Below are 22,504 nucleotides of genomic sequence, written 5' to 3'. Positions count from 1 at the left end.
CTGGCGGCCTTGGGCCGAGCGCCTCGCTCGCCGCTCGGCGCGGTCCCGCTTGCGGCACCTGGTTCGCCGCAAGCGCCGACTGCCGAGCGAAGCGAGGCCCGGCCCAACGGGAGGAGGTTTTTCGTCAGAAAAGTCGACGACGGGCGGGAGCGCCCCTTCCACTGACTGGCATAGTAGACAGGTCCGTTGGAAGCTTAGGAAAGCACGCCCTTGCATAAAGGGCGCGTTTTTCTCGTGGTTAGACCGTCAGCGCGTGATTGCCAAAGTACATGAATTCCGCGTTCATGCCTGCGACCTCTCCCGCCTCCAGCTTCAGTGAGGCGCTGTCGAGCATCTTGTAGCTCTTTTGTGCCTTCACCCATTCATCCGCGTCTTGCAGGGTTGTGAGCGTGTAGGATGTGGTCTCGCTCAGGTAATGGGTTGGAATGATCACCTTGGGTTTCAGCTTGGACACGATATCGTCGCCCTGACCGTAGCTCAGGATGTGCTGTGATCCGTCCACTGGCAAAGTCAGCACATCGACCTGGCCGATGGCGTCCCAGAATTCCTGCGGTGGGTTGTGGCGATTGTCGCCCCAGATCAGCGTGCGGATGCCACCCGTCTCAACCAGATAGACCACCATATCCATGTGGCCCACGTTGTTGGGTGGACAGGCCTCGACCCCGAACTCGGCCAAGGCATTGGTCCAGTTGTACCAGCCCGGCGCAACGCAGGCGTGTTTGTCGGCAAATCCGGTGATCTTCAGGTCGGCAAACTCGAACTGTCCCGCCATCCGGTCCAGCACCATGGTCGATACCGGGCGTTCGATGGCATCGTGGTCGAAATGCGCGTGCGTGGACATGGTGATGTCGACCGGGATCTGCGGAAACTCGTTCTTGAACCACAGCCCCCAAGCCCCCGACGGATCGTCACGCCAGGGATCGAACAGCACTGTCGCCCCATTGGGTGAGGTGATCTTGATCGCGCAGTGCCCGTAGTAATCGATGCCCACAACTCCGGTTGAGGCCTGACCGGTCGAGCCCTGCAGATCAACCACGTGGTTGTTGTTGCCGGGTTGTTGCCAGGCCAGCGATTGCGCCTGCGCCGGTTTGGCCCCAATCAGCCCGGCTGAGGCGCCCACGCCCGCCGCCCCTGCGGCCATGAAGAACGAGCGCCGAGACAGGCCCGGGGCCATCTCATCTTTCTGGCCGTTCAGGATGGTGGGTTTCAGATCCTTGCGATCCATAGTCTTGTCTCCCTGTTCTCAACCATCCCAAAGCGGGATGCTGAGAACAGGCTAGTCCCTCTGAAGACACAGGATCAGATTAGAAAAATCACGGGGGAATGTGGGGGCGATCCCCTTATTCGGTGATCACGAAATCGCGAGGAGATGGCTGCGCAGGTTCGACCCTCGCCCCTCCAACCCCAGTTTCCGGCGGATGTTGTTGCGGTGAAAATCAATGGTCGACGTCTCACGCGACAGCGTCTTGGCGATGTCTTTGGTTGTCTTTCCTGCCATCACCATCTGCGCCACTTCGATCTCGGTCGGAGTCATTATTGCAAATGCCTCGGACAGTTGATCGGTCATGGCCGAGGTGATCTGCGCCAGGTTTTGTTCTGCCAGATCCAGATATGACCGCTGCGGCTCTGCCTGCCCGATCCGGTCGCGCAGCCGTTCGAAATAAGGCCAGACCATCGACCGTACCTGGGACAGGATTTCCTCGTCCCGCGCGCGGCGCTCGTCCTCAACACTGCTCAGCAGAACGCGCAAGGCTGTGTTTGCCTCTTGCAAGGCACGGGTGCGATCGTCGACGCGTTGCTCCAGATGTTCCATCGTCTCGGTCAGCTTCACCTCCAGCGCGCGGCGCAGGTAAACCTCTTGCAGCAAAGCCAAATCCTGCTCGACCAACCGTGCGAACTGGGCCAGTCCCTCGCGAAAAAGCAACGCCCGGCGGTTGCGGTCGCGGTCCAGCACACAGATGGTGCCGAAAATCGCCCCATCAGGCCATTTCAAGGGCAAGCCGATGTAGAACGACATGCCGTGCTCCAGATCCTCGTTGTCCTGCCAGCGGGGATCACACGTGGCATCCTCGACCACCAGCTCGCCATCGTTTTCGAACACCCCCTGGCAATAGAGCTTGGGATTGAGCCGAAACTCCATCCCCACCGGATAGGGATTGTCGGGGTGTTCGCTGGTGACCAGGACCGAGTGTTCGGGGTCGTCCGTCTTCATGATCAGGCTGGCGGGGACATCCGCCAGACGGGCCACCAGGTCGACCAGACGCTGCCAGTTCTTAAGTGTCTCGGGCGGGATATGGGGCACATCATGGGACATTGGCGGACCTGCGGGCGTTGGGTTTTCTTTCCCCAACAGCCTAGGACCGCGCAAACGCAGCAATCAAGCGCGGCTTACGCCGCTCTGCGGCATGGCCTATTCGTCTTCCAGCAGCAGTTCGTATCTCTCATCCGTCAGCGTTTTCAAAAACGCCACCAGCGCGTCAATCCGCTGGTCGTCCAACGCGGGTCCATGGGTCAGTTCCTTGACCGCCAGGTTCTGTGGCACTTCGGGCCAGCGCCAGGCTTCGCCGGTCTCGGGGTTGATCTGACGCGCTTTGGCCTTGGTGTTGTACTTGTTGTAGAACAGGACCACCGTGCGCAGGTCGTTGAACACCCCATTGTGCATGTAAGGGCTGGTGACTGCCACGTTGCGCAACGTGGGCACCTTGAATTTGCCGCCTTGAGCGGGATCATCCACCAATGGGTTTGCGAGCAGCCCCAGGTCCTGCGTGTCCGCCGCAACGCCGTTTACAGCCCGCGCTTTCAGGTTCGGGGGCACGCCGATGTTGTGATAGGTGTAATCGGTGAACGTCTCGGTCGGGTCAAGCGGGCTGGTCTTCAACTGGTGACATTGGTTGCAGTTGGTGAATTGCTCGGAGAAGTACAGAACACGGCCCAGCTCTTCATCCCGCGTCAGTTCCACCTCGCCGCGCAGGTACCTGTCGTATTTGCTATCGAAGGGCGCAAATTGTTCGGTTGCTTCAAAGGCGGCAATGGCTTGGGTCATGGCGATGTAGGCCTGATCGGGTTGGGTAGTGACATCCACATCAAACAGCGTTTGGAAAGCGGTGACATACCCCGCGTCCTCGGCCAGACGCGCTACAACGGCTGGCTTGTCCGCCATCCCCATCTCAATCGGGTTGAGCGGCGGGCCACCCGCCTGCCCGGCCAGATCGGGTTCACGCCCGTCCCAGAACATGCCCCCGACCCATTCGCCCTCATCGTTCAGATGGAACGCAGGCGTCAGCGCCGCGTAACTCGCCGTCGGGGCGTTGCGGTCACCTAAGGACACACCGTCATCGCCTAGCGACACCGCCCCGCCCGCTTCCGTTTCGCGCGGATCGGCGAACCCGGCTTCGGCGTTGTGACAACTGGCGCAAGACAGGGTGCGGTTGGCCGACAGGTTGGTGTCGAAGAACAGCGCCTCGCCCAAGGTCTCGACACTATCGAGGGGTGCGGCAGACACCTGCAATGGCAGGACAGCCACAGTAAGAACAGTGGCAAAACGGAAACGGGTCAAGAACATGCAAAGGGCTCCGAAGGGTCAGGCCAAGTCAGTTAGCCCAAAGCCACTACGCCGGAATTTGATCCAGCGCAATTCCCATGTGTTTTTGTCAGGAAATACCCGTGCCGCCTCAGCTGCCCCAGATCTTTTTCACGTAGTTCTTGGTTTCTTTATAGGGTGGCACACCACCATAGCGTTGGACCGCCTCGGGGCCTGCGTTATAGGCAGCCAAGGCCAGACGCCAGGATTTGAACTTGCGATACTGGCGCGACAGATACCGCGCCCCACCGTCCAAGTTCTCATAAGGATCCTTGGGGTTCACCCCAAGCGAGCGCGCCGTGGCGGGCATCAGCTGGGCCAGACCCAAGGCGCCTTTGTGCGATTTGGCGTGGGGGTTCCAGTTGCTTTCCTGCTGCACCAGACGCAGGAACAGCTCTTCGGGGACATTGTGACGGCGCGCCGCCTTGCGTGCCATGTCCATGTATTCACCGCGATACTTGCCGGTATAGCGCTTGTCGAAGGTGCCATAAGCGCTTGGCGGTTTCAGCCGGGTGGAGTTTTCGTATTGCGAGGCGCCGCGGGTATCCAAAAGCTTGGCTTGGTTGCGAAATATATCGCGCCGGTTCTTGTTCGAGAACATATCCGCATGGACCGGAACCGAAGTCAGTCCCATCGAAGCAATCACTATCCCAAGGCCAAGCCTGCGCATCTTTGTGTTGTCCTGATCGTTCAACCTCGACCGGGAATATACTTTGTTTTAACGCGATTGAAAGTACTGCCTTTAGGGTCGTGATCCGTTGGCGGGATTCTGCACGGCTTTTGCCGGGTGATCTGATGTTTTAACCACGATGCAGGGCGTATAGGGTCAGTTGACCAATCGGATACAGATTCGATTCACCCAGACAAAAACAACACGGGGAAAACCATGGCTGGCTCAGTCAACAAAGTCATTCTCATCGGCAACCTGGGCCGCGACCCCGAGGTGCGGTCGTTCCAGAACGGCGGCAAGGTGTGCAACCTGCGCATCGCGACCTCGGAAACCTGGAAAGACCGCAACACCGGCGAACGCCGTGAACGGACCGAGTGGCACTCGGTCGCGATCTTCAACGAAGGTCTGGTGCGCGTCGCCGAGCAGTATTTGCGCAAAGGCTCCAAGGTTTATGTCGAAGGGCAGCTGCAAACCCGCAAATGGCAGGACCAATCCGGCCAAGATCGCTATTCGACCGAGGTGGTGCTGCAGGGCTTCGGCTCGACCCTGACCATGCTGGACGGTCGCGATGGCGGCGGCAGCGGTGGCGGCGGCTATGGCGGCGGTGGTGGCCAGGGCGGCGGCTATGGTGGCGGCTATGACAGCGGCCCCGCGGGCGGCGGTGATCCCTACGGCGGCGGCGGCTCCCAAGATGGCGGCGGCGGTCGCGGACCGGCATCGGGTGGCATCGACGACGACGAGATCCCGTTCTGATGAACTTCTAGGAGGAACACCATGACATGGTCCTTTTCCGTCGGCCGCCTGCTCGGTTCGGACCTCAGGATCCATGTCACCTTCTTCCTTTTGCTCGCATGGGTTGGCCTGAGGGCCTATTCAGATCAGGGCTGGCCAGGGGCGATTGAAAACATCGCTTTTGTGCTGGCCCTTTTTGCATGTGTTCTGGCGCATGAATTCGGCCATGCCCTGATGGCGCGACGCTATGGGATCAAGACCCCAGACATCACGCTGCTGCCCATCGGCGGGCTGGCCCGGCTCGAACGGATGCCCGAAAAACCCGCACAAGAGATTGCTGTCGCCCTCGCAGGCCCGGCGGTGAATGTGGTGATCTGGGGCGTTCTGGTTCTGCTGGGTGCCTGGCCGAATTTCGACACGCTGGACACCATCGACACGCCGGTTGCGGATTTCATGACGCGGCTGGCGCTCGTGAACCTGTTTCTGGCAATCTTCAACATGATCCCCGCCTTTCCGATGGACGGCGGCCGGGTGTTTCGCGCTGCCTTGTGCCTGACAATGGACCGGGTGCGCGCCACGCGCATCGCCTCGATCGCGGGTCAGGTGGTGGCCGTACTGCTTGGGTTTGGCGGGCTGATGACCGGCAATCCGGTGCTGGTACTGATCGCGGTCTTTGTCTTTGTCGCGGCTAATGCCGAAAATCAGGATGTTACCATGCGGTCCGTCTCGCGCCGCTTGCTCGCACGGGACGCCATGATCACCAGCTTTGAACGGCTGAGCCCGGACGACACGCTGACCACCACCGCAGAAGCAGTGATCCGAACAACGCAGCACGAGTTTCCGGTTGTCGATACCCAGGGCTATCTGTTGGGGTTTGTCACCCGCGAGAGGCTGTTTCAAGTACTTGCCGAAGATACCCCGCGCAGCACGTCCGTACGCGAGATCATCGACACCAACATCCCGCGCGTGCCCTTGACCACCGGGCTGGAGGCCGTACTGGATTCGCTGCACAAAGGCGCCGCAGCCGTGGCCGTTTGCACGGCTGAGGGGCAGCTGATCGGTTACATCACCCGCGAAAACGTCGGTGAACTGATGATCATCAAAGGTCGTTGACCCTTTTATAAATCAAACGGTTGCCAGCGCATCCTCAAGCACCTCGACCACGGTCGAGGGGGGCACATCACCTGTCACAAACGCCTCACCTATGCCGCGCGCCAGGATAAAGCGCAGTTGTCCGTCGACAACTTTCTTGTCCTGCCCCATCAGATCAACCAGCGCCTGCGCGCCAGGCAACTCTCCGGGGATGTCAGCCAGATCGGTCTTCATTCCCATCGCCTTCAGATGCGCACGCACACGGCTCGGATCCTCTTGCGAGCAAAGCCCAAGGCGAGACGACAGCTCAAACGCCAGGGCACAGCCGATGGCAACGCCTTCGCCGTGCAGCAGCCGATCAGAATAGCCTGTCGCCGCCTCAAGCGCGTGACAGAACGTGTGCCCGAGGTTCAGCAATGCGCGGTCGCCCTGCTCTGTTTCGTCACGCGAGACGATGTCGGCCTTCATCTGGACCGAGCGCGTGACCGCCTCGACCCGTGCCGCCATATAGCCCCCAGCCAAGACCGGGCCTTTCTGTTCCAACCAGTCAAAGAAGTTGGCATCGCCAAGCAGCCCGTATTTCACGACCTCGCCATATCCGGCCAGGAAATCGCGCGCTGTCAGGGTGCCAAGCACTGCCGTATCGGCCAAAACCAGCGACGGCTGGTGAAACGCGCCGATCAAGTTCTTGCCCACAGGGGAATTGATGCCGGTCTTGCCGCCCACCGAACTGTCGACCTGCGCCAGCAGCGAAGTCGGGATCTGCACGAACCGCACCCCGCGCCGCAGAACAGCGGCGGCAAAGCCCGCCAAATCGCCAATGACACCACCGCCAAACGCCACAACGATGTCATTGCGCTCGACCTTCTGTTCCAACAGCCATTCAACCGCGCGGGTGAACTGTGGCCACCCTTTGGTGCTTTCGCCCGCAGGTAAGGCCAGAGACACCATGTCGATCCCGGCCTTGGCCAGACCTGCGCGCAAGGCATCCAGGTGCAGTTCGGCCACCGTTTCGTCCGTCAGAACAGCAACACGCGGGCGCGCCAAAAGCGGCGCGATCCAATCGCCCGCTTGATCAATCAGGCCCGGCCCGATCTGCACATCATAGGACCGTTCACCCAGATCGACATGAACCACTTGCTGCATTTGCCCTTATCCTTGCTCGACAACATCGGGACGGGTTTTCAGAACCGTGATCACCCGATCCACCATTTCCTCGATCGACGCCTCGCCATCCGAGACGGCGGTCAGGTCAGCCTGCGCATAAAGCGGCACGCGGGCCTCGTACAAGGCGCGCAACGTCGCACGAGGGTCAGGTGTGCGCAGAAGCGGGCGCGTGTCCTTGTGCCGTACGCGATTCCAAAGCACGTCCAGATCCGCCTTGAGCCAGACCGACGCGCCACGTTCCGAAATCATCGCGCGGTTGTCCGGCGACAGAAACGCCCCGCCCCCGGTCGACAGAACACAGCGCTCCTCGTCCAACAGCCGCCCGATCACCTGGCTTTCCTTGGCGCGAAAGAACGGCTCGCCATCGCGTTCGAAAATCTCGGGGATGGACATGTTGGCCGCTGATTCGATCTCGGCATCGCTGTCGAGGAACGGAACCCCCAACCGCGCGGCCAAAGCACGCCCCACGGCGGTCTTTCCCGCCCCCATCATGCCTACCATGACTATGGTTTTCCTGACTTTCAGGTCGCTGCCTACGCGGGTATGGGCCGTGTTATGCTCAATTTCACTCATTCTTCAGTGAATGACGTGATCTTGGGAAAAAGGCCAGTTATAACTTGGTCAAAAGAGCAAATTGAGGCTGTGAGGCGTGATGGGTCGCTTGATCAAATTTCTGGTGTATGTCCTGTGTCTGTGTGTGATCGGATTGGTGGGATATGCGTATGTCGGCCCGTTCTTTGGCGTCGACTTTTCTGCGCCTCAATCCGAGGTTACGCAACCGGTGATACTGAATGCGGACTAGCGTTTTTCTTTTTCTTTTTTGCGTTCCGGCCGTCGGTTTGGCCCAACAACCGCTTTCTGCGATCGACTGGCTGAACCAGACGCCCGCCGTGAATCTGCCTGGCACTGTGTTGCTTGAGCCGCCCGTGTCCAAGACCGGCCTGGGCCCCGAGATCGTATCCACACCACTCGAGGCTCTGACGCCACCTTTGGGGCTTGTCGCCTCGAACGTCACCGGCCTGCCGGTTGACCTGTGGACGGGCAGCGACCCAGAGCGGCTGGCCGAGATGATCGACCGCATCAATGTGCGCGGCAGCCCGGCGATGCAAACACTATTGTTCACACTATTGCTGTCCGAGACCCGAACGCCGCAAGAGGCCGAGGCTGGCGAGGCCATGTTGCTGGCCCGTCTGGACCGATTGATGCAACTGGGCGCTGTCGACCCGACGCAGGCGCTGGTGCAACTGGCCGGTCCCACCGACACCAAGGATAGGTTTCAGCGCTGGTTCGATGCCACCTTGTTGACCGGGGATGAAGATCGGGCCTGCGGGGCATTGATTGCGGCACCCTACCTGTCCGGCGATTACGGCGATCAGATCTTTTGCAAGGCCCGTCTGGGCGATTGGCAATCGGCAGCCCTGACGCTGGAAACCGCCCACGCTTTGGAACTGCTACCGCCCGAGCAACTGGCGCTGCTCGACCGGTTCCTGAGCCCTGATATTTTTGAGGGCGCACCGCCCCTGCCGCAACCGCAGCGGCCCGATCCATTGACGTTCCGCCTGTTCGAAACAATTGGCGAGCGTCTGCCGACAGCCTCTTTGCCGCGGGCCTTTGCCACCGCTGATCTGCGCGATGTGGCAGGCTGGAAAGCACAGCTTGAAGCCGCCGAGCGTCTGACACGCATCGGGGCCCTGACGCCCAACCACCTGCTGGGGCTTTACACCGACAGGCAAGCCGCCGCCTCAGGCGGGGTCTGGGACCGGGTCCGCGCGGTGCAGCGTTTTGAAACCGCACTGAGCACCGGCAACGAGGCCGCCGTCGGCAAGGCGCTCAGCACGGTCTGGAAAGCAATGAAGGACGTCCAGCTCGAGGTTGCCTTTGCCGAGCTGTTTGCCGACCAATTGGCCATCCAAAAGCTAAGCGATCCTGACGCTGCCAGCCTAGCGTGGCGCGTCCGCCTGCTGGCCGGAACCTATGAGGATGCTGCGCGCAAGCCGCCCAGCAACTCGCAGATGCACACCTTCCTGGCCGCCTTGGCTCAGGGCGATCCGGGACGCGCCTTTGCGCCCAACACCCAGGCGCAGGCGATATCAGACGGGTTCGCCAACGACCCCGAGCTGCCGATGGACGTGAAGCACACCGTCGACGACGGCAAATTGGGCGAGGCGATCCTGATGGCGATGGACCTGTTCACACGCGGCGCGCGTGGCAATCCGGCGGATCTGACTGCGGCCCTGGCAACGTTCCGCTCTGTGGGCCTCGAAGACACGGCGCGCCGCGCGGCGTTGCAGCTAATGCTATTGGGACGGGGTTGAGCCATGCCCGCCCCCGCCACATCCGATCAATGGATTTCCAGTTTTCTTGAAGCGCAGGCCGCCGAACTGGGCGCTGCAACCAACACACAACTGGCCTATGGCCGCGATCTCAAGGATTTTGCAGGCTGGATCGCGCACCGTAAACACGACTTTTCATCAGCCGACCGGGACCTGGTCGAGGCCTATCTGATCGACTGCGACGCGCAAGGCCTGGCCAAATCGACTCGCGCGCGGCGCCTGTCGGCGATCAAGCAGATCTATCGCTTTGCCTTTGAAGAAGGCTGGCGCGCCGACAATCCTGCGATCCAGATCAAGGGACCGGGACGCGAGAAACGATTGCCCAAAACGCTCGAAGTGGTCGAGGTTGACCGCCTGTTGGACGCCGCGCGTAACTCGGGTCGCACCTTGCACGACCGTTTGCGCAACGTCTGCCTGATGGAGTTGCTCTATGCCACCGGCATGCGCGTGACCGAATTGGTGTCCCTGCCCGTCTCATCGGCGCGCGGCGATCCTCGGATGCTGCTCATTCTGGGCAAGGGCGGCAAGGAGCGGATGGTGCCGCTGTCGCCCCCGGCCCGAAACGCACTGACCCTGTGGCTTGCGGCGCGGGACGAGGCAGAGGACAAGGCCGTCGCCAAGGGCGCCAAACGGTCACGGTTCCTGTTTCCGTCACGCGGCAAGCTGGGGCATTTGACCCGGCACCGGTTCTATTTGCTGATCAAGGAATTTGCAGTTCACGGTGGTGTTTCACCCGACAAGGTCACTCCCCACACCCTGCGCCACGCCTTTGCTACGCATCTGCTCGCCAATGGCGCCGATCTGCGCTCGATCCAGACGCTGCTGGGCCACGCAGACGTGGCCACAACCGAAATCTACACTCATGTATTGGACGAGAGGCTGGCCGAACTGGTGCTGGAACACCATCCGCTGGCGACCGACAGCGACAAGAAGAAGCTGGACTAACCCCTTGATTGCGCATCCTACCATCCCCATAACGGGATGAGCATCAAGGATACCCAAAGGACCAATGGACCCGACCCCTATCGTGATCGACAGCGCATTCTGGATCAGCGCAGGCTCGATCCTCTTACTGCTTGTCTTGTCAGGCTTTTTCTCTGGCTCGGAAACGGCTCTAACAGCCTCATCCCGTGGGAAGCTGCGTGCGCAGGCCGACAAGGGCTCGCGCGGGGCGCAAAAGGCCCTGGACATTACCGAGGATAACGAACGCCTTATCGGCTCGGTCCTGCTGGGCAACAACTTGGTCAACATCCTCGCCGCCTCGCTCGCCACGGCACTCTTTACCCGTCTCTTCGGGGAAAGCGGTGTGGCCCTGGCGACGTTGGTCATGACCCTGCTGGTTCTGGTCTTTGCCGAGGTGCTGCCCAAGACCTATGCCATCATCAATGCCGAAAAAGCCGCTGCCGCCGTGGCGCCGGTTATCAGCGTTCTTGTCACCCTGTTTTCGCCCATCGTGGGCATTGTGCGCGTGCTGGTGCGTGGTGTGCTTGCACTTTTTGGGGTCAAGGTCGATCCGGACAGTCATATGCTGGCCGTACGAGAAGAGATCGCGGGGGCTTTGCAATTGGGCCATTCTGAAGGGGTGGTTGAAAAAGAGGATCGCGATCGCATCCTTGGCGCACTGGACCTGAGCGACCGCACGGTCGAAGAGATCATGTTGCACCGTTCCAAGATCGAAATGATCGATGCAGATGCCGCGCCCGAAGACATCTTGCAGCAATGTCTGGAAAGCCCGCACACCCGCCTGCCCGTTTACCGCAATGAGCCCGAAAACATCATCGGCCTTGTGCATGCCAAAGACCTGTTCCGGTCCATGTACGCACAAGTGGGCGGTGCCGAAGGGGCCGCCAGCCGGCTCAGGGATTTCGACATCGCAGCTGTTGCCAACCCGCCCTATTTCGTGCCGGAAACCACCACGCTTGATGATCAGATGCGAGAGTTCCTGCGCATGCGCGGCCACTTTGCCCTGGTGGTGGACGAATACGGCTCACTTCAGGGTCTGATCACGCTCGAAGATATTCTGGAAGAGATCGTGGGCGAGATTGCCGACGAATTCGACATTGCCGAAGAAGAGCAGATTGAAACCACCTCGGACGGCCAGTATCTGGTCGAAGGCGCCATGACGATCCGTGATCTGAACCGAGCGACGGACTGGAGCCTGCCCGATGACGAAGCCAACACCGTGGCTGGTCTGGTGATCCACGAGGCGCAGATGATACCAACCGTGGGCCAGGTGTTTTCGTTCCACGGCTTCCGGTTCGAGGTGACAGCGCGCGAAGGCAACCGGCTCACAGGGCTGAAGATCCGCCCGCTTTAATGTGGTTTGCCGTGCCGCTCGCACCAGGCGCGCACGGCTTTCATCCGGTAACGTGACACCGGAATGACGCAGCCCGAGCGTGTCATGATTGTTGTGCCACGCAGCTCCAGCGCCTCTTCGGTCGAAACCCAGAACGAGCGATGTGCCTGAATGCCGTCATCGTCCGACACCTGCATCAGCAGATCGTTCATCCGCGCCCGCAAGCGCAAAGTTCCCATGGTCGTCTTGACCACCAGGTAATGCTCTTCGTTTCGCACGCAACGCACGCTGTCCAGTGGCAGGCTCCGCCCCGCGATGCGAATAAACTGGGCTGCGTCATCTGCGACGTTGGGCACATCAGCAACTGGCTCTGCATTTCGGGACAAAGGCAACAGCCAGAGGAATGCAATCATCTCGCACACATGTGCGACGACGATGTTTCTGACCATTCCCAACACATTCAACGACTCGCCGCGCGCAGGTACAACCGACCCAAAGACATCTGGCATAAGGTCCATCAGCACACTGAGCATGCCGATGAGCGGCGCGGACGCGATCACCAAGGGCATGGGCGCTGCAAAACGGCTCTGCCACATCTTCAGCACCCGTTCGCCCCAGGGCAAAATCAACAGCAGATACAAGAAGATACCCAATATCCAATAAAACAGACGCGAGGTGACGTCAGGCAGTGTCGGAAACAAGTAGGGATGCCCTGATGTCATGACCACGAGTAAGATGGCGCACAAACAAAGGACGTTTGGGCTTAGAACAAAGGCTCGCAGTTCACGGAACGTGAAATACACAACCTTCCCATTCGTGAGCAAAACTCGGTATTCGCGATTCTCGTCTTTCTTCATCTCGGCTCTCAAGGTGGAATTGGATCACCTCAGAGCAGTTTGTTTTCGTAGCATTAGACAATCAGCCCTCTGGGGCGGTCAGACTTGGTACTTAGTGTGTTCTTGTCCCCCTCTTCAATGGGACTCTGACCGAAGAATTCCCACCCACCTCCTACTGGATGGGAAGACGGCCCCGGGCGCACCACGATTTGCCCCCGGGGCCTGTTTGTTTTCAAACTGGATCAGCCCACGACCTTACAAAGACCTTTAGCGACACATCTTGTCGGATTTGGATTTGAGACTCCCTCCATTTCAGGAAAGGCTGGTCGCGAGATCAAGGAGGATTTTCATGAAAACCACCACCCGTGTGGCCGTCATCGGGGGCGGCGTTGTCGGCTGTTCCGTGCTTTATCACCTGACCAAGCTGGGCTGGTCCGATGTGATGCTGCTGGAGCGCTCAGAGCTGACCTCGGGCTCCACCTGGCACGCGGCGGGTGGCTTTCACACTCTGAACGGCGATACCAACATGGCGGCGCTGCAAGGCTATACCATTCGCCTTTACAAAGAGCTGGAAGAGATCACGGGCATGTCCTGCGGGTTGCATCACGTCGGTGGCGTGACGTTGGCGGACAATCAGGACCGGTTCGACATGCTGCTGGCTGAACGCGCAAAGCACCGGTTCATGGGTCTGGAGACCGAGATTGTCGGTCCTGACGAGATCAAGAAGATCGCCCCCGTCACCAATACGGATGGCATCATCGGCGCATTGTATGACCCGCTAGACGGTCACCTGGACCCCTCCGGCACAACGCATGCCTATGCCAAGGCCGCGCGCATGGGTGGCGCCACGATCGAAACGCATTGCATGGTCAAGGAAACCAACCAGCGCGCTGACGGCACCTGGGACGTGGTTACCGACAAGGGCACCATCCACGCCGAACACATCGTCAACGCCGGCGGCCTGTGGGCGCGTGAAGTGGGCGCGATGGCGGGCATCTATTTCCCGCTGCACCCGATGGAACACCAGTATCTGGTGACCGACAACATCCCCGAGATTGAGGCGATCATCGACGCTGGTGGCGAGCATCCCCATGTGATGGACCCCGCCGGCGAAAGCTATCTTCGACAAGAGGGGCGCGGGCTTTGCATTGGCTTTTATGAACAACCCTGCAAACCCTGGGCTGTAGACGGCACGCCTTGGAACTTTGGCCACGAGTTGTTGCCCGATGACTTTGACAAGATCACCGACAGCATCGAGTTTGCTTATCAACGCTTCCCCGTGTTGGCCCAGGCCGGTGTGAAATCGGTCATTCACGGCCCGTTCACCTTTGCCCCGGATGGCAACCCGTTGGTCGGCCCGGTGCCCGGTGTGCAGAACTATTGGTCCGCCTGCGGTGTCATGGCGGGCTTCAGCCAGGGTGGCGGTGTTGGCCTGACGCTGGCGCAGTGGATGATCGAGGGCGAACCGGAACGCGATGTCTTTGCCATGGACGTGGCCCGCTTTGGCGATTGGATCAGCCCTGGCTACACCCGCCCCAAGGTAATCGAGAATTATCAAAAACGTTTCTCTGTCGCCTACCCCAACGAGGAACTGCCTGCCGCAAGACCGAACCGCACCACGCCGATGTATGACATCTTCACCGATCTGGGCGCGGTCTGGGGCCAGCAATTCGGGCTTGAGGTGCCGAACTACTTTGCTCAAGGGGACGAACCTGGCTACGAAACTCCGTCCTTCCGCCGCTCGGACGCGTTTGAGGCAACCGGGCGCGAGGTGCGTGCCGTGCGCCAAGGCGTCGGTATCAACGAGGTGCACAACTTTGGCAAATACCTGATCAAAGGCAAGAATGCGCGCGGCTGGCTCGACAAGATCATGGCCGGTCGCATTCCGCTGCCTGGCCGTCTGTCCCTTACACCGATGCTGTCGCCCAAGGGCAAGTTGATCGGAGATTTCACCGTCTCGTGCCTGAGCGAGGAAGAATTTCAGCTCACTGCATCCTACGGTAGCCAAGCGTTCCACATGCGGTGGTTCCTACAACATAAGGAACACGCGGTAACCATTGAAAATATAAGCGATAAACGAAACGGCTTTCAGGTCGCAGGCCCCAAGGCGTTGGAGGTTCTGCAGACCTGCACCCGAGATGACGTTGCCTCTATGAGGTTCATGGATGTGCGCAAGTTCACCATCGGGATGACCGATTGCATCGTGCAGCGCGTCAGCTACACCGGCGATCTGGGGTATGAGATCTACTGTGATCTTCTGTCCCAGCGGCAACTGTGGTGGACCCTATGGGAGGCCGGTCAGCCCCATGGCATGACGCCCTTTGGCATGCGCGCGATGATGTCCTTGCGGCTGGACAAGTTCTTTGGCTCGTGGATGTCCGAGTTCTCGCCCGACTACACCGCCGCCGAGACCGGGCTGGACCGCTTCATCAGCTTCAAGAAAAACGTGGACTTCATCGGTCGTGCTGCCGCTGAGGCGGATCGCGCGGGTGGCACCGAGCGCAAACTGGTGGCGTTTGAGGTCGATGCCGACGACGCGGACGTCAACGCATACGAACCAATCTGGCTGGACGGTGCGGTTGTCGGCTTCTGCACGTCCGGCGGCTATTCGCACCACGCGCAAAAGTCGATCGCGCAAGGCTTCCTCCCCTCGAAACGGGTGGCCGACGGGCTGGAGGTCGAGATCGAAATCTTGGGCCATATGCGCAAGGCGCGCGTGATCACCGAACCGCTTTTTGACGCGGACGGCGCGCGGATGCGCGGATGACAAGCCGCTCATCCCGCGCCATTGTGGCGGGATGAGCACCATACCCATCATCCTTTTGGCCGCGGGCCAGTCCCGCCGGATGCGCGGCACCGACAAGCTGTTGCAACAGGTAGACGGCATGCCCCTGTTGCGGCGTGCCGCCCAGATTGCGCTTGGTGCCGGACCAGTGATTGTGGCGCTGCCACCCGAGCCGCACGAACGATATACCGCGTTGGACGGTTTGGATGTTCAAATGGTCCCAGTGCCAGACGCCGCAGAAGGGATGAACACCAGCCTGCGCACGGCCCTGCAAAACCTGCCACAGGACGCTCCTGCGGTGATCGTGTTGCTTGCCGATCTGCCGGAACTGACGGCGGATGACATCAAGAAAATCGTGCATTCCGTTGAAAACAAAAAAGACTTCAAGATTCATCGCGGCGCCACACAAGATGGAAAACCTGGCCATCCGGTCGCCTTTGATCGCAGTTTGTTCGAAGAACTGCGCGGCCTAAGTGGCGATGAAGGCGCGCAAGTCATCGTCAGACGCCACAACGACACGGTCAGACTAATCCCGCTCGAAGGAGACCGCGCCCGACTGGATCTGGACACGCCCGAGGCTTGGGCCGACTGGCGCGCAATAAAACAAACCTGAACAGACAAAGACAGGGCGCAAAGCGCCCTGTCCTCTCACTCGCGTCCCCCTACCTACGCGAGCGGCTGCCGTCCCGGATCGGCCGGGACGCGCCCCCATTTTCGGCGTCAGTGCGTCAGCAGATGCGCCTCATGCTTCTTCAGCGAGCGACGTGCCGCCGCATAGCCTTCGAGACCTTCGCGCTCTTTCAGCTCGGGGAAGAGCTCAAAGATTTCGTTGCGCTGCGCATTGCCCAAACCGGCCAAAGTGTGGTCGCCAGGCTGGAAGCTTTCGGTCCAAGTGCCGTCCGACAGAACAACTTCGTGCTGGTCGAACATGAAGTGGATGTAGGTCACCGAAGAAACCTCGACCACTTCAACCCCTTCCAGGCCGGTCAGATACTTGGCCGCCACCAGAACCTCGCGGTCCTCGAAGTAGAGCGCCGTCTTGTCATTGGCGACCAGAACGCGGTGGTTCGGGCTGACCATCATGTCCCGCTCGGGCAGATCCCCCCCCAATGCGCCTTCGCGGATCAGGATCGGGTTCAGGTGCTCGGCACGGACCAATTCCTGACCGGTCATGGTTTTGGTGCCCAGCCACTTGATTTCCTGGATGCCGTTGTCGCGCGTGATGACACGATCACCGATCTTCAGATCTTCGACTCGACGCTCGCCTTTCGGCGTGGCGATCAAGGTGCCCGGTGTGAAGCAGGGTACGATAACCTGTTCGATCTCGCGGAACTCGGTCGTGCCCGTCTCATCGCCAGCTGCGTCGAAGAACCGAACTGTACCGGCCTCGCCATCCGTCGGGTCGAACTCGACCGTCAGCGACCCGCCTGGGTTCACGGCCTCAGCCGCCCCCGTCAGATCCAGGATGTCGTTGTCCAGACCGTCAGCGTCTTCGCCACCGATGATGACTTCGCCCTGACCAACGTTGACAAAGCTGTCGTTACCAAACTGACCCGACAGAATGTCGCCACCGTCGCCTGCAACGTCGTTGCTGCCGGACAGAGTGTCGTCTCCGTCGCCGCCGACAACGATGTCACGACCTTCGCCGCCATCCAGCACGTCGTTGCCTTCGCCACCGTCGATGGCATCGCCGCCGCCGTTGCCAAAGACGGTATCGTCGCCAGTTCCGCCAAAGATGACGTCGGTGTCTTCTTCGCCGCGAACGCTGTCGTTGCCGCCGCCAGCGAGGATCACATCCTCCTCACCCACCAGGGGCGGAACAGCATCGTCACCATCCACACGGTCGCCTTCGGGATCGCCGGTATAGGCCAGGTCGATGATATCATCGCCTGCTGTGCCTTCGACAACACCGTCGACACCTGTCACCACCGGACCATCGCCGGATGTTGCCGATGTCGTTGTCGGCGCACCGATGACATAGACGTTTTCGATTTCCGAGAACTCGGCAGTACCTGCGACCGTCAGATCCTCGTTGTAGTAGGTGACGGTACCGGATTCGCCGGTTGGGTCAGTTTCGTCATAGTCGACAACGGCCAGGCCGCGTGCCAGCAGGACGTCAAAGTCGTCGCCGCCTTCGCCACCTTCGATCGTGTCGCCGATGCCCGCGCCGATGACGTCGCGATCGTCGCCACCAAAGACAACGTCGGCATCTTCGCCACCTAGGATGACATCATTGCCTTCTTCGCCATACAGGGTGTCTTCACCTGCACCGCCAAGAATGGTGTCATTGCCCGGTTCGATGGCCAAAGCTGCAGCGAAATCTGATGGTTTGACCATGCTGATGTCGCTGTCGCCATAAACGACGTCGTTGCCTTCCTGACCTTCGAGCTGGTCCGAGCCGATGCCGCCAAAGAGCGTATCGTCACCCGTGCCGCCCAAAATGGTGTCGTTACCGGAACCACCAGCGAGCTGGTCATTGCCCGCGCCACCATCAATCGAGTCCGGTGAACGGCCGATCGAAGCAAGACCGGTAAAGGCCGGATCATAAGCAACAACAACGTCGTCCCCGCCACCAGCAAGGATGGTATCGGCACCGTCGCCGCCATTCAGAATGTCATCGCCGTCTGCGCCGATTACAAGGTCATCCCCGGCACCCGCTTCGACAAAGTTGTTACCCAGGCCCCCATCCAGCGTGTCGCTGCCATCGCCACCGACCAGGGTGTCACCACCCAAACCACCGATTAGCGAGTCGTCACCTTCGCTGCCATAGAGCTTGTCGCTGCCGGCACCGCCATCAATCGTATCGTTGCCTTCGCCGCCTTCGACATCATCGAAACCGATGCCTGCAAAAATCAGGTCGTCACCTTCACGGCCTTTGACGATGTCATCGCCAGCACCCGAGTAGACGGTGTCGTTGCCTGCGCCCGCATCGACCGCGTCACGCTGGTCGCCGCGCGGCGTGCCCCCCAGATCTTCGAAGAAGTCCGAAGGGGTCAGGCTGGCAATGGGTTCGTCCAGGAAGTTCTCGAAGCTGTCGAAATTGTCGATCCGGTCGCCCTCGGGGTCGCCCAGATAACTCGCGTCGATCAAATCGTCGCCGCTGCCGCCTTCGACAACACCGTCAAGCTGCGGGTCAACGATCTCAACATTCTCGATGTTGACAAAGGTCGTGGTCACACCGGTGCGGGCATTTGAAGCGTCCAGATAGTAGACAACCCCATTTTCCCCATTGTCCGGGTCATATTCGACCTCGGCGCGGCCAAAGACACGCAGCGTATCAAAGTCGTCGCCACCTTCGTTGCCGTCGACGAACTGGTTGTCCTGTCCCACCACAATGATGGTGTCGCGGTCATCGCCACCAAAGGCCTCGTCGTTGCCCGGACCGGTCGAGATCGTGTCATTGCCCGAACCACCATACAGGGTGTCCGTGCCATCGTTGCCGATGACGGTGTCGTCACCTTCGTCGCCATAAAGCAGATCGTCGCCCGGATTGCCGGTCAGGTTGTCGTCGCCTTCGCCGCCACGCATCGTGTCGTTACCACGGCCCGCATCCAGCGTGTCGTTGCCACGTCCGCCTTGGACCACGTCATCGCCGGCGTCGCCTTCGAGCAGGTCGTCGCCGTCCTGACCAAGGATGGTGTCGTTGCCACCGTCGCCGCTGACTGCGTCGGCACCGTCACCTGCAAAGACATAGTCGCTGTCTGCACCTGCATCGATGGTGTCATCACCGGTCTTGCCGACAATGATGTCCTGATCACCGACCTGACCGGGCAGCAGTGCGTCGTCGTTGTCGACAAAATCACCATTGGGATCGCCATCGTAGTTGACGTCGATGGCATCGTCGCCAAACGTGCCTTCGACGATCCCATCGGGGTTCAGAGGCTCATCAATCAGGATGTTTTCGATCTCTTCAAAGACCAGCACGTCACCTGTCGCGCCAACGACGGCCACACCGTCCTCACGGTCTTCGGAGCTGTAGACAATGCCGACCGGTCCCAGACCGCGCAGGTCGAGTGTGTCAAAGTCATCGCCACCCGAACCACCGTCGATCTGGTCAAAACCTTCGCCACCCAGGAAAGTGTCGCGGTCATCGCCGCCGCTCAGCGTGTCATCGCCGTGACCACCAATGATCTCGTCGTTGCCGACGCCACCCATGATGCTGTCTTCGTCGATGCCGCCATCCAGCGTATCGTCGCCTTCGTCTCCCATCAGGACGTCGTCGTCGTCCTGACCCATGATCAAGTCATTGCCTTCGCCACCCGACAGCGTGTCCATGCCGTTGGTGACTTCGGGATCCGGGTCACGTCCGTCAGAGCCGTCGTCCGTGATGTTCAGCAAATCAGGGAAGACCGGATCCAGACCGCCATAGATTGTGTCGTTGCCACCGTCGCCGGTGATTTCATCCGAGCCTTCGCTACCAATGATCAGGTCATCGTCCGCACCACCCGAGATGGTGTCGTCGTCAAGGCCACCGTCGATCGTATCAGATCCGGCACCACCCATGATGAGGTCGTTGTCGTCACCGGTCGAGATGTCATCGTTGCCGTCACCGCCATCGACGGTGTCACGGTCGTTGAAGACGTCAGGATCTGCCGGAACTTCAGGAAGACCCTGATAGGATGGGAAACCGCGATCTGGCAGGTTAGCGGCATCGCCGCCACCTGTGTCGATCTCGTCATCGCCGTCACCGCCGTCAACGCTGTCGTTGCCGTCACCACCAGTCAGAGTGTCGTCGCCGCCTTGTCCGATCAGAGTGTCGTCACCTTCGCCGCCGGTCAGGCTGTCGTCGCCGTCGTCCACAGGACCGCCGCCGCCACCCGAGCCATCATCGAGCGGAACGTCAAAATAGACATCCGTCACGTCGATCTCAGAGGGATTCGGGCCGTCCTGGCTGTGGCTGACTGTCAATCGCGAAACCGGACCCGGAATGGTCACCAGAACCGAGTAGTTCGAATTGTCGGGGTTGGCATAGCCACCGTCGCCGGTTGCCGTGTCACCGCCCGCGACGCTGTCCTCGTCCGTGATAGCCACACCCAGGCCACCCGAAACAACGACCGGGATCTGGCTGCCGTCAGGGCCATAGGCCATGACCTGCACCTGGCCGTCACCGTCGATGTCGTTGATCCGGAACGAGACGTTTTGAACGTCTTCCGAGAAATCGAGCTCGTAGCTCGCCGTGTTGGCTTGACCATTCAGCTCGGATTCCATCGCGCTGGTATCAGAGGCATCAGGACCGTTGGTGTCGATATTGCCGACAAACTGTTCCTGGGTCTGGAACTCGGTGTCGACGCCGGTGGATGACTGTGTGACCGAGAACGTGACATCGACAGAGCCGGTGTTCTGGGTGAAACCACCGCTCAAATCGTCGCCGTCATCGACCTGGCCGCCGTCATCCGGGTCGGGTGCCAGGTGCCATTCGAATGTTTCGCGTGTCGCCGGTCCTGTCAGACCGGGCGCATCGCCATCACCGATCAGCAGGTCGTCGCCTTCTTCACCGTTGACCGTATCATCGCCTGCACCGGCATAGACGGTGTCATCGCCTTCGCCCGCGTCGATACTATCATTGCCCGGACCGCCGTTGATGACGTCTTCGTTCGGGTTGTCAAAGGGGGCCGGCGCATCGCCGCCGTCCACAACATCGCCATCCGGGTCACCGTTATAGTCGGCGTCGATGATGTCGTCACCATTGGTGCCTTCGACAATGCCGTTGCCGTCAACACCGCCAATGACCGGTTCATCCAGAACCGCCACATAGTCGATGCCGCCGTAGAAATGCTGATCAAAGCTGTCCTCGACAGTCTCGCGCGCACCGATGGTAAAGGACTGTTCCTCACCAGTGGTCACATCGAGCGTCAGACCCGGGGTGTCGCCGGTGATCGTCTCGGATGTGCCTTGAGTAAGGTTTTCGACCTGAACCGCCACGCCGTCTTCCGACCAGGAGTAGGACACTTTGATGACATCGCCGCCGCCAACAAAACCGTCCGAGGAGCTCAACAGGGATTCAGTGCCCCCGGAGCGATGATAGACCTCGACAGCCCCGTCTTCCGTGACGCGCACTTCAAAGAAACCGCTGTCGGTCTGTGTGCCTTCGCCTCCGTCGCTCTCTTCGTTTGAATCTTCGACGCCGCGGCTGACCACGGTTTCCGATCCGGCATCGGTGGTGTCAAAGCTGCGGAATTCGGTGATGATTGTACCCTTGTTCAAATCGAACGGAGCATCGTCGCCATCATCTACATCAAACCGCTGAGTGTCGGAGTCGTTGGTGAACATCCAACCGGCTGTGAAGTCCGGATCCCCGACCGGTGTGCCGTCCTGTGCGATACCGTCCCCCAAGCCGGTGTCGTTGGTTTCAGCAGTCGGGCGAAAGTCCCACAGACCGATTACGTTGGCCAGATACGGATTGTCAAAATTCGTTGCCATCACATTCTCCTTTGCGGTGCTCACGACACCAAACCGCTTACCTGCGGAAACCTCCAAGTGAACCAAAGGCCGATGACCGAAGCGTTCACAGGCGACTGCACCAACAGCACCATGACCAAATAGAGAGAGAGACCCCTGTCTTTGAACAGACAGGCACGCGACCGCCCTTACAGGCAATCACGGTGCGTTACCGTCACATACAGCGTGGCAGCCGCTGCGCGAACACACATCCCCTCGCATCCGGTCAGATGCAATATTAGTGCGGTCGCCCCCGTGACCTACAGACATCGCCCCCCAGTTGGGCTAACTCATGAATACCGGACGCCAGAAAGCGGTCAAAGTGAAAAAAATTTTAGAAACAGCAGGTTTCCTGGGCAGAACCATCGTTAACCATACGTAACGCTGGCTGAATTTCTACCCTGGGTTGATGATTGTTTCCGATGAGCCAACCCAATTTTGCCAAACAGACCACCTGAGGGGGCCAAACAGCGTTGAACCGAACGCACAGGCGCGATTGCCCGTTTTTTGTTTCCTTAACGAAAACAGTCAGGTGACAGGCACAACCCACAGGACAAGCGCCCAACTGTGCCATC

16 protein-coding genes are annotated in these 22,504 nt (G+C 60.0%); 8 read left to right on the top strand and 8 right to left on the bottom strand.

Annotation, left to right across the window (positions count from 1 at the left end; all coding sequences use genetic code 11):
- Positions 1 to 238: 238 nt before the first annotated feature.
- The 4 genes from TRM7615_RS16120 to TRM7615_RS16105 form a co-directional block, all read right to left on the bottom strand.
- Positions 239 to 1,225: an MBL fold metallo-hydrolase gene (locus tag TRM7615_RS16120; RefSeq protein WP_108789361.1), complete on the bottom strand. Its 987-nt coding sequence runs from the start codon at positions 1,223 to 1,225 to the stop codon at positions 239 to 241.
- Positions 1,226 to 1,351: 126 nt separating this feature from the next.
- Positions 1,352 to 2,314, bottom strand: coding sequence for a LuxR C-terminal-related transcriptional regulator (locus TRM7615_RS16115; protein WP_108789359.1), 963 nt, complete (start codon positions 2,312 to 2,314; stop codon positions 1,352 to 1,354).
- A gap of 96 nt (positions 2,315 to 2,410) precedes the next feature.
- Positions 2,411 to 3,562 carry a cytochrome-c peroxidase gene (locus TRM7615_RS16110; RefSeq protein WP_108789357.1) on the bottom strand — a complete coding sequence of 384 codons (1,152 nt, stop codon included), beginning with the start codon at positions 3,560 to 3,562 and terminating at the stop codon, positions 2,411 to 2,413.
- 109 nt (positions 3,563 to 3,671) lie between these two features.
- Entirely contained in the window at positions 3,672 to 4,250 is a 579-nt protein-coding gene (locus tag TRM7615_RS16105) for a lytic transglycosylase domain-containing protein (protein WP_108789355.1), read from the bottom strand.
- A gap of 216 nt (positions 4,251 to 4,466) precedes the next feature.
- On the opposite strand from TRM7615_RS16105, the gene ssb reads away from it, so the two are divergent.
- Positions 4,467 to 5,003, top strand: a complete 537-nt coding sequence (gene ssb, locus TRM7615_RS16100) for a single-stranded DNA-binding protein (protein ID WP_108789353.1) — start codon at positions 4,467 to 4,469, stop codon at positions 5,001 to 5,003.
- Between the two features lie 21 nt (positions 5,004 to 5,024).
- Positions 5,025 to 6,095, top strand: coding sequence for a site-2 protease family protein (locus TRM7615_RS16095; protein ID WP_108789351.1), 1,071 nt, complete (start codon positions 5,025 to 5,027; stop codon positions 6,093 to 6,095).
- A 12-nt stretch (positions 6,096 to 6,107) separates the two neighbouring features.
- On the opposite strand, the gene aroB is transcribed toward TRM7615_RS16095, so the two are convergent.
- Together aroB and TRM7615_RS16085 are read right to left on the bottom strand one after the other, a co-directional pair.
- Positions 6,108 to 7,220, bottom strand: coding sequence for a 3-dehydroquinate synthase (gene aroB / locus TRM7615_RS16090; protein ID WP_108789349.1), 1,113 nt, complete (start codon positions 7,218 to 7,220; stop codon positions 6,108 to 6,110).
- 6 nt (positions 7,221 to 7,226) lie between these two features.
- Positions 7,227 to 7,814: a shikimate kinase gene (locus TRM7615_RS16085; protein ID WP_108789347.1), complete on the bottom strand. Its 588-nt coding sequence runs from the start codon at positions 7,812 to 7,814 to the stop codon at positions 7,227 to 7,229.
- 79 nt (positions 7,815 to 7,893) lie between these two features.
- On the opposite strand from TRM7615_RS16085, the gene TRM7615_RS25590 reads away from it, so the two are divergent.
- The 4 genes from TRM7615_RS25590 (at position 7,894) to TRM7615_RS16070 (ending at position 11,891) form a co-directional block, all read left to right on the top strand.
- On the top strand, positions 7,894 to 8,043 hold the full coding sequence (locus tag TRM7615_RS25590; RefSeq protein WP_165821453.1) for a hypothetical protein: 150 nt from the start codon (positions 7,894 to 7,896) through the stop codon (positions 8,041 to 8,043).
- Complete coding sequence (locus tag TRM7615_RS16080; protein WP_108789345.1) at positions 8,033 to 9,556, top strand: hypothetical protein; 1,524 nt, start codon at positions 8,033 to 8,035, stop codon at positions 9,554 to 9,556. Before TRM7615_RS25590 ends, TRM7615_RS16080 begins: the two co-directional genes overlap by 11 nt.
- 3 nt (positions 9,557 to 9,559) lie before the next feature.
- Positions 9,560 to 10,519 carry a tyrosine recombinase gene (locus TRM7615_RS16075; RefSeq protein ID WP_108789343.1) on the top strand — a complete coding sequence of 320 codons (960 nt, stop codon included), beginning with the start codon at positions 9,560 to 9,562 and terminating at the stop codon, positions 10,517 to 10,519.
- 64 nt (positions 10,520 to 10,583) lie between these two features.
- Entirely contained in the window at positions 10,584 to 11,891 is a 1,308-nt protein-coding gene (locus TRM7615_RS16070; protein ID WP_108789341.1) for an HlyC/CorC family transporter, read from the top strand.
- Here the strand turns inward: TRM7615_RS16070 and TRM7615_RS16065 are convergent.
- Entirely contained in the window at positions 11,888 to 12,571 is a 684-nt protein-coding gene (locus TRM7615_RS16065; protein WP_165821452.1) for a LytTR family DNA-binding domain-containing protein, read from the bottom strand. The two genes, TRM7615_RS16070 and TRM7615_RS16065, sit on opposite strands and share 4 nt — an antisense overlap.
- A 484-nt stretch (positions 12,572 to 13,055) precedes the next feature.
- Between TRM7615_RS16065 and TRM7615_RS16060 the strand changes: the two genes are divergently transcribed.
- Both TRM7615_RS16060 and TRM7615_RS16055 read left to right on the top strand, forming a co-directional pair.
- Complete coding sequence (locus TRM7615_RS16060; RefSeq protein WP_108789337.1) at positions 13,056 to 15,473, top strand: GcvT family protein; 2,418 nt, start codon at positions 13,056 to 13,058, stop codon at positions 15,471 to 15,473.
- A gap of 31 nt (positions 15,474 to 15,504) precedes the next feature.
- Complete coding sequence (locus tag TRM7615_RS16055; protein ID WP_108789335.1) at positions 15,505 to 16,104, top strand: nucleotidyltransferase family protein; 600 nt, start codon at positions 15,505 to 15,507, stop codon at positions 16,102 to 16,104.
- A 107-nt stretch (positions 16,105 to 16,211) separates the two neighbouring features.
- Here the strand turns inward: TRM7615_RS16055 and TRM7615_RS25955 are convergent, their stop codons facing one another.
- Positions 16,212 to 21,911: a Hint domain-containing protein gene (locus TRM7615_RS25955; RefSeq protein WP_235824115.1), complete on the bottom strand. Its 5,700-nt coding sequence runs from the start codon at positions 21,909 to 21,911 to the stop codon at positions 16,212 to 16,214.
- Positions 21,912 to 22,504: the final 593 nt, after the last annotated feature.

The organism is Falsiruegeria mediterranea M17 (assembly GCF_900302455.1).
Classification (GTDB): domain Bacteria; phylum Pseudomonadota; class Alphaproteobacteria; order Rhodobacterales; family Rhodobacteraceae; genus Falsiruegeria; species Falsiruegeria mediterranea.
Note: the sequence above shows the minus strand (reverse complement) of the source record. Positions and strands in the feature narration are given on the sequence as shown.

Bases quoted from the DNA above. Each gene is read 5' to 3' on its own strand.
- TRM7615_RS16055 (WP_108789335.1), top strand. From the start codon at position 15,505: ATGAGCACCATACCCATCATCCTTTTGGCCGCGGGCCAGTCCCGCCGG.
- TRM7615_RS16085 (WP_108789347.1), bottom strand. From the start codon at position 7,814: ATGAGTGAAATTGAGCATAACACGGCCCATACCCGCGTAGGCAGCGAC.
- TRM7615_RS25955 (WP_235824115.1), bottom strand. From the start codon at position 21,911: ATGGCAACGAATTTTGACAATCCGTATCTGGCCAACGTAATCGGTCTG.
- TRM7615_RS16095 (WP_108789351.1), top strand. From the start codon at position 5,025: ATGACATGGTCCTTTTCCGTCGGCCGCCTGCTCGGTTCGGACCTCAGG.
- TRM7615_RS16080 (WP_108789345.1), top strand. From the start codon at position 8,033: ATGCGGACTAGCGTTTTTCTTTTTCTTTTTTGCGTTCCGGCCGTCGGT.
- TRM7615_RS16075 (WP_108789343.1), top strand. From the start codon at position 9,560: ATGCCCGCCCCCGCCACATCCGATCAATGGATTTCCAGTTTTCTTGAA.
- TRM7615_RS25590 (WP_165821453.1), top strand. From the start codon at position 7,894: ATGGGTCGCTTGATCAAATTTCTGGTGTATGTCCTGTGTCTGTGTGTG.
- TRM7615_RS16120 (WP_108789361.1), bottom strand. From the start codon at position 1,225: ATGGATCGCAAGGATCTGAAACCCACCATCCTGAACGGCCAGAAAGAT.
- ssb (WP_108789353.1), top strand. From the start codon at position 4,467: ATGGCTGGCTCAGTCAACAAAGTCATTCTCATCGGCAACCTGGGCCGC.
- TRM7615_RS16070 (WP_108789341.1), top strand. From the start codon at position 10,584: ATGGACCCGACCCCTATCGTGATCGACAGCGCATTCTGGATCAGCGCA.
- TRM7615_RS16060 (WP_108789337.1), top strand. From the start codon at position 13,056: ATGAAAACCACCACCCGTGTGGCCGTCATCGGGGGCGGCGTTGTCGGC.
- aroB (WP_108789349.1), bottom strand. From the start codon at position 7,220: ATGCAGCAAGTGGTTCATGTCGATCTGGGTGAACGGTCCTATGATGTG.
- TRM7615_RS16105 (WP_108789355.1), bottom strand. From the start codon at position 4,250: ATGCGCAGGCTTGGCCTTGGGATAGTGATTGCTTCGATGGGACTGACT.
- TRM7615_RS16110 (WP_108789357.1), bottom strand. From the start codon at position 3,562: ATGTTCTTGACCCGTTTCCGTTTTGCCACTGTTCTTACTGTGGCTGTC.
- TRM7615_RS16115 (WP_108789359.1), bottom strand. From the start codon at position 2,314: ATGTCCCATGATGTGCCCCATATCCCGCCCGAGACACTTAAGAACTGG.